At 41.9% G+C, this 6,651-nt stretch carries 10 protein-coding genes and 1 riboswitch; of the genes, 6 read left to right on the top strand and 4 right to left on the bottom strand.

Features of this window, described 5'->3' with window-relative positions; genetic code table 11:
* The first annotated feature begins 292 nt into the window (after positions 1 to 292).
* The 6 genes from VB077_RS10880 (at position 293) to VB077_RS10855 (ending at position 5,375) form a co-directional block, all read left to right on the top strand.
* Positions 293 to 826: a GNAT family protein gene (locus tag VB077_RS10880; RefSeq protein ID WP_323415260.1), complete on the top strand. Its 534-nt coding sequence runs from the start codon at positions 293 to 295 to the stop codon at positions 824 to 826.
* A gap of 45 nt (positions 827 to 871) precedes the next feature.
* Positions 872 to 985: riboswitch (FMN riboswitch) on the top strand.
* 122 nt (positions 986 to 1,107) lie between these two features.
* Positions 1,108 to 2,238, top strand: coding sequence for a bifunctional diaminohydroxyphosphoribosylaminopyrimidine deaminase/5-amino-6-(5-phosphoribosylamino)uracil reductase RibD (gene ribD, locus VB077_RS10875; protein ID WP_323415259.1), 1,131 nt, complete (start codon positions 1,108 to 1,110; stop codon positions 2,236 to 2,238).
* A gap of 14 nt (positions 2,239 to 2,252) precedes the next feature.
* Complete coding sequence (locus tag VB077_RS10870; protein WP_323415258.1) at positions 2,253 to 2,903, top strand: riboflavin synthase; 651 nt, start codon at positions 2,253 to 2,255, stop codon at positions 2,901 to 2,903.
* A gap of 26 nt (positions 2,904 to 2,929) precedes the next feature.
* Positions 2,930 to 4,132, top strand: coding sequence for a bifunctional 3,4-dihydroxy-2-butanone-4-phosphate synthase/GTP cyclohydrolase II (locus VB077_RS10865; protein WP_323415257.1), 1,203 nt, complete (start codon positions 2,930 to 2,932; stop codon positions 4,130 to 4,132).
* 34 nt (positions 4,133 to 4,166) lie between these two features.
* Positions 4,167 to 4,628: a 6,7-dimethyl-8-ribityllumazine synthase gene (ribE, locus tag VB077_RS10860; RefSeq protein ID WP_323415256.1), complete on the top strand. Its 462-nt coding sequence runs from the start codon at positions 4,167 to 4,169 to the stop codon at positions 4,626 to 4,628.
* A 114-nt stretch (positions 4,629 to 4,742) separates the two neighbouring features.
* Entirely contained in the window at positions 4,743 to 5,375 is a 633-nt protein-coding gene (locus VB077_RS10855; RefSeq protein ID WP_323415255.1) for a sigma-70 family RNA polymerase sigma factor, read from the top strand.
* A 102-nt stretch (positions 5,376 to 5,477) separates the two neighbouring features.
* Here VB077_RS10855 and VB077_RS10850 read toward each other — a convergent pair whose 3' ends face one another.
* The 4 genes from VB077_RS10850 to VB077_RS10835 all read right to left on the bottom strand — a co-directional run bounded on the left by VB077_RS10850 (position 5,478) and on the right by VB077_RS10835 (position 6,634).
* Positions 5,478 to 5,675 carry a spore coat protein gene (locus VB077_RS10850; RefSeq protein WP_323415254.1) on the bottom strand — a complete coding sequence of 66 codons (198 nt, stop codon included), beginning with the start codon at positions 5,673 to 5,675 and terminating at the stop codon, positions 5,478 to 5,480.
* A 16-nt stretch (positions 5,676 to 5,691) separates the two neighbouring features.
* Positions 5,692 to 5,901: a hypothetical protein gene (locus VB077_RS10845; RefSeq protein ID WP_323415265.1), complete on the bottom strand. Its 210-nt coding sequence runs from the start codon at positions 5,899 to 5,901 to the stop codon at positions 5,692 to 5,694.
* 140 nt (positions 5,902 to 6,041) lie between these two features.
* Positions 6,042 to 6,404 (bottom strand): DUF2007 domain-containing protein, encoded by a 363-nt coding sequence (locus tag VB077_RS10840; protein WP_323415253.1) that lies wholly within the window; start codon positions 6,402 to 6,404, stop codon positions 6,042 to 6,044.
* A gap of 56 nt (positions 6,405 to 6,460) precedes the next feature.
* Positions 6,461 to 6,634: a hypothetical protein gene (locus VB077_RS10835; protein WP_323415252.1), complete on the bottom strand. Its 174-nt coding sequence runs from the start codon at positions 6,632 to 6,634 to the stop codon at positions 6,461 to 6,463.
* Between the last annotated feature and the right edge of the window lie 17 nt (positions 6,635 to 6,651).

The raw sequence follows: 6,651 nt of genomic DNA, 5'->3' as shown, positions 1-6,651 counted from the left end.
CTTGGCTAGAACCCAAGGTTATCACATTCGCGCAGCCTCTTAATTTCTTGCAAATCTAGATTTTTAAGTCATCAACCGATGGCTTGCTTTGCTGTGCTCACTTGATTTTGCTGGTACCCCTAACTGATTATTTCAGACTTTCACCCCCGTAAAATGAACTATGTTCATTTTACAAGATAAAATGTCTTCTGTCTAGTAATCTATTATCATTTTTTAGGTAGAAAAAGATGAAGTATGCTAAAATATGAATATTGACATATTCCTGTCGCCCCAAGCATTGTGAGGTGATTTAATGTTAGTTGGTAACAAAACTTTTATCCGCCCCCTTGAAATAGAGGATGCCGAAGCATTTTACCAGTGGTATAATGACCAGGAGGTTAATCTCTGGTCCAGTGGAGCTTGGCCCCAAAATACATTATTAAGCAAGGGTGAGATTGAAGACCGTTTTTTTAACCCTGACTCAGATGAGCATCGGTACGCTATTCTCGATCAACAGCGTGAACTTATCGGTACAATTGGTTTTCGAGAAGTGAATATCCCTGCCCAATCCGCAACTCTTTTTATTGTAATCGGCAATAAAAAATATTGGGGACATGGATACGGCCCGGATGCCCTTAAAACTTTCCTGCACTTTCTTTTTGATCAATGGAATTTTCATCGACTCACACTTGATACATGGGATGGCAATTTACGCGCAATTAAAGCATATGAGAAACTGGGATTCAAGTTGGAAGGCAAGTTAAGAGAGGCTCGTTTTGTCCAAGGTCACTACCATGATGCATTAATTTTTGGTATGCTTTGTTCAGAGTTTACGAGGGATAGTTGAATTCGGCGAAGATATAGGGTATGATATGATTAATTTTAAATGGAAAACACCCTCTGGGGACAGGTGAAATTCCTTACCGGCGGTAAAGCCCGCGAGCCAAAAGGCTGATCCGGTTTAATTCCGGAGCCGACAGTATAGTCTGGATGGAAAGAGGAGCTTACGCAGTATTTTTTATATCTGCATGTTCTTTTTTGTGTGTTCTCAAAGCACCCGGAGGTTTTTCGGGTGCTTTTTATTTTTTTACTATTTAAACCATAATTTATAGATTTAGAGGGAAAACCATGATAGATGTTTCAAATTTTACTAAAGATGATCAAACCTATATGAACCGCGCTCTGCAATTAGCCGCACAAGCCGAAGGCCGAACAAGTCCAAACCCTTTAGTGGGTTGTGTAATCGTGAAAAATAATGAAGTCATTGGCGAAGGATTTCATCATCAAGCCGGTACACCCCATGCCGAAGTACATGCTTTAAGGCAGGCCGGTGAAAAGGCAAAGGGCGCGACGGCTTATGTCACCCTCGAGCCTTGCTCGCATTTCGGCAGAACACCCCCCTGTGCCGATGCACTTATAAAAGCCGGCCTGCAAAGAATTGTTATTGCGATGCAAGATCCTAATCCCCGCGTTAGTGGCGGAGGAATCCAACGCCTTCGTGAAGCAGGTATTCAGGTCGAAGTAGGATTATTTGCAGATTCTGCTGCAAGATTAAATCGACCCTTTCTAAAAGCTATTCAAACAGGTCTACCCTATCTTATTTATAAAGCTGCTTTGACATTAGACGGAAAAATTGCGACTGAAACCGGAGATTCACGTTGGGTCAGCAATGAAGCTTCTCGGCATTTTGCGCACAAATTAAGAAACGAATTGGATGTAATTCTTGTGGGAAGCGAAACAGTACTCAAGGATGATCCGGCGCTTACCTGTCGCTTACCGGAGGGAAGGGATCCTGTCAGGGTCATCGTTGACGGAGCCTTAAGGATTCCTCTAGAGGCTCAAGTTCTTTCCTCTCTTTCCTCTGTCCCTTGTATTATAGCTACCTCTCAAGCTGCCTCGCCGCAAAAAGTCGAACGTTTGAAAGAATTGCCACACGTAGAAGTCTGGCAATATCCTACACCACGGCATGTTCCCTTAAAGCAATTACTGCTTGACTTTGTGGCCCGCGGCTGGAACAGTGTTCTGCTCGAAGGCGGCGGAGGTCTAGCCGGCGCGTTTTTCCGACTTGGAATGGTGGATGAGATCGAATTTTTTATTGCTCCAAAGCTGATTGGCGGTAAAGGACCTTCTCCTCTATCGGGTCTGAGAATTGATAAAATGGCCGAGGCAATTCCGCTTGCAATTGAGGAAGTTAGTCTTGATACCGGAGACCTTAGAGTACGTGCTCGAGTGCACAGAACGACTCAAGCTGAGGATTAAGGAGGTGGAGTTTTATGTTTACCGGAATTATTGAAGAATTAGGGACAGTTTCCGACCTGCAGATCCTCACTAATTCTGCTTTTTTGACAATTGAAGCCCGTAAAGTCTTAGAAGGTACCCAAATTGGAGACAGCATAGCAGTTAACGGTATTTGTCTAACCGTTGTTAAACTCCAGGATACTCGTTTTACAGTCGATGTAATGGCGGAAACCCTACAGAAAACCAATTTAGCCGAATTGGTACGAGGAAGCCGCGTCAACCTCGAACGCGCTCTGCAGCTCTCAACGCGTCTGGGAGGCCACTTAGTCAGCGGACATGTTGATGGAACCGGAACGATTGATAAAATAACAAAGACTGGAATTGCCGAGGTTTTTGAGATAAAAGCTTCTCCTGCTTTGCTCCATTATATTTTACCTAAAGGATCGATTTCGATTGACGGAATCTCTTTAACAGTTGTCAATGTGGAGCAAGAAGGCTTTTCCGTTTCGTTGATACCCCATACTCGCCAGGAAACCACTTTGGGTCTTAAAGGCGTTGGGGCGACCGTAAATCTTGAAACCGATTTAATCGGTAAATATGTCGCTAGATTTTTAGGTAATATACCTGAATCAGAAAAACATTCTAATATTTCAATGGAGTTTCTAGCTCAACATGGCTTTCTATAAAAGAAACACGCGAAGGAGTGATTATTATGGAGTTCAATACAATTGAGGAAGCAATTGAGGAGATTCGTCAAGGTCATATGATAATCGTTGTTGATGATGAGGATCGAGAAAATGAAGGCGATTTACTCATGGCTGCCGAGAAGGTTACACCGGAAGCGATCAATTTTATGGTTACCAACGCCCGCGGTCTGGTCTGCGTTCCTATGACAGGCGAACGGCTCAGTGAATTGAATCTGGATCAGATGGTTACGCATAATTCTGATCCCAAAGGAACAGCATTTACCATCAGCGTTGACAGTGCCGAAAGTACAACCGGAATTTCTGCCTTTGAACGTGCCGCAACTGTAGCCGTTTTAGCAAATTCCAAGAGCAAGCCTGAAGATCTTCATCAACCGGGGCATATCTTCCCTTTGCGGGCGCGCGATGGAGGTGTTCTGGTACGTGCAGGTCATACGGAAGGGGCGGTGGACCTTGCCCGTCTCGCAGGTTTAGAACCTGCAGGCGTTATTTGCGAGATTTTAAATGACGACGGAACAATGGCCAGAGTACCTCAATTATTAGAGTTTGCTGAAAAACACGGTTTAAAAATCATTACGATTGAGGATTTGATTCGTTATCGCCGAAGAACCGAACTCCTGATTGAACGTGTTCAAAGCGTCCGCCTTCCGACTGATTTTGGAGATTTTGAAGCCGTAGGCTATCGCAGTTTATTAGATGGTCAGGAGCATATCGCTTTAGTCAAAGGTAAAGTTGACGACGGAAAACCTGTTTTGGTTCGGGTCCACTCGGAATGTTTAACCGGCGATGTCTTCCATTCGCGTCGCTGCGACTGTGGAGATCAACTTGCGGCAGCTATGGAAGCCATTGAAAAAGAAGGCAGAGGAGTCTTTCTTTATATGCGTCAGGAAGGCCGTGGAATTGGTCTCCTAAATAAATTGCGTGCTTATAAGCTTCAAGAAGAAGGTAAGGATACTGTTGAAGCAAATCTGGCGCTCGGTTTTCCCGCTGATCTTCGGGATTATGGGGTTGGTGCCCAGATTCTTGCCGACCTAGGCATTCAAGAGGTCCGACTGCTCACAAATAATCCACGAAAAATTGTTGGGCTTGAAGGATATGGTTTGGAAGTCGTTGACCGTGTACCCATCGAAATGCCGGTTAAACCCGAAAACATACGCTATATGACGACCAAAAAATCAAAGATGGGCCATATGTTGCATGAGGTTCGTTAATGCTAAACCAATGTATATGAAAGGATGATAAAACATGAAAACGTATGAAGGAAATTTGATCGCCAATGGATTAAAATTTGGAATTGTTGTCGCAAGGTTTAATGAGTTTATTACCGGTAAACTTGTCAGCGGAGCCTTAGATGCCTTAACTCGACACGGTGCTTCAGAAGAAGATATTGAACTTGTATGGGTACCGGGAGCCTTCGAAATTCCCTTAGTAGCTCAGAAGCTAGCGGAAAGCAAACGTTACGATGCGGTAATTTGCCTGGGAGCCGTAATTCGCGGAGCAACTCCTCATTTTGAGTATGTAAGCTCTGAAGTCAGTAAAGGAGTTGCCAACGTTGGTTTGGCAACTCGTATTCCGGTCATCTTCGGTGTACTGACAACCGACTCTATTGACCAAGCCATTGAAAGAGCGGGCACCAAGGGCGGCAACAAAGGCTATGATGCAGCAGTTACGGCAATTGAAACTGCAAACTTAATGAAACAGTTCTAAGGGAAACTTAAGGAAAGAAAACCATCATCAGGCTTAATCTCCAATTAAAAATACCTTGCCAAAAGAGAACTTATTTTTTAGACTCTTTAGGTAAGGTATTTTTTAGTCAAGGAGATGAGCGCTGTGATTTCAGTTACAGAATCCCTTATTGAGGACAAGCAAATGATTGAAGACGCACGCTCCGGAAATTCAATTGCAATGAATCAGCTCATTCGGAATTATGAGCCTGAAATTCGAAAAATAGCTTGTAAATATTTTTTACCGCGTGCAGATTATGAGGATTTAATTCAGGAAGGCCGTATCGCTATCTACAAGGCAATTATGTCCTATGATTTTGATACGGAAATTCCCTTCTTGCATTTTGTACGTATGGTCATTAAACGCAAGCTCATTGATAGCTTAAGGGCTTATAACAGACAAAAGCACCTTAAATTAAATCAGGCTTTCTCCCTGAATAATACCTTAGGCGATGACCAAGATGAGAGCTTCCTAAATATTATTTCGCAGGTTGAAGATCCGGAGTCGCAGATCATCGCTGCAGATGAGGCACGATCCATCATTCGAGACTTAATAAGTGAACTTTCGGATTTAGAATTATCTGTATTTCGCTATCATTTTATCGCCGGTATGAAACAACGAGAAGTGATAAAGTATTTAGATGTAAGTCCAAAATCCTTAGATAATGCTATCCAAAGAATACGCCGTAAAACAATAGCCTACCGTACTCGTCAAAAATACGTAGGATAATTAAATATGTAGGATAATTAAACGATATTATACAACAAAAAAACGGAGAATATTCATAAATTATTCCCCGTTTTTTCGCTTATCCAATAACGTAAGATTTAATTAGGCGATGCCTCCGGCTTTGGTAATTAATTTACTGACTTTGGAGTGAGCATCTGTTGCCTCATTCGCCAAACGCAAATAGCGATCACGCAGTTCATTATGGTGCGCCCGTGTCGCAAAGGTCATATAACCTGTCGCCGCACTGGCAACGTCTTTTTCATAATCATAAAGCATATCCAAATCGGTAAACATATTCATGCCCTCTCTCCTTCCCTTATCTCAAATTTCCTAATCCGCTTTTAAAGAAACCTAGTACATTTTCCAGACCTTTTGCTTGATCTTTAAAGAAGGATTTAACAGCGGGATCGGTTGCCATTTCATTATAAAGCTGACATTTTTTCATTGATACTTCGGTTTCGATTAAACTTCTTGTTACCATACCTTCATCTAAAATCGCTTTTGTCTCTGTTTCATTATATTGCATCATCAATCTATCCCCCTTTTCTGGAGTTTAACTTCATATACAGGATGTGTAAATAGGGTACTGTTTATACATGAAATTAGGAACTATACAGATCAAAAAGCTTCTGCTCAATTTGAAATCCCTCGGCAGACGTTTGAACTCTAATCACGATAATAAGAAGCTATACCTGTGAACAGCCAATATAAAAGGACAAATAAGATGAGAATAAAACTGACCAAAATAGGTTTAGGAAAACCGTTAGAAATGGGCTGGTTTGATTCTACTTCTAAAGAATTTGGTTGGTTTTGAGATTCGTCAAGAAAAGGGGTTGAAGTTGCCAATAATTCTTGAGCCTGTTCTAACAATTCACTTGGCACCCATACTTCAATTCCATTGATAATTCCGTATGAAGCTTTTAAGCCGCCTGGATCTTTTTTCTCTGTCGGTATGTTGGCTTCTTCAAGAAGCCCAATGATTACGTCTGCTTCAATATCGCTATTGACACTGATTAAATAAGTCCACACGGTTACTCTCCCCTTTCCTTAACCGGAAATAAGGCTTGGCAAAGATTTGCCAAGCCTTATTTGTTTTTATTCTTATCCTTATCCTTATCCTTGCGTGCCCGATAAATAAAGATGATGGCCAATAAGATTCCTGTAATGATCAAAGTAATTTTAGGATCAAGCTGACTCGAGAAAAAGATAAAAACAATGACAAGAATGAAAAGAAACATTTCAAATTTATCTTTCTGCATAGGCCACATCCTTCATT

The organism is Desulfitobacterium sp., assembly GCF_034927245.1.
In the GTDB taxonomy this organism is placed as follows: Bacteria; Bacillota; Desulfitobacteriia; order Desulfitobacteriales; family Desulfitobacteriaceae; genus Desulfitobacterium_A.
The sequence above is the reverse complement of the archived record's forward strand: the minus strand, read 5'-3'. Positions and strand labels throughout refer to the sequence as shown.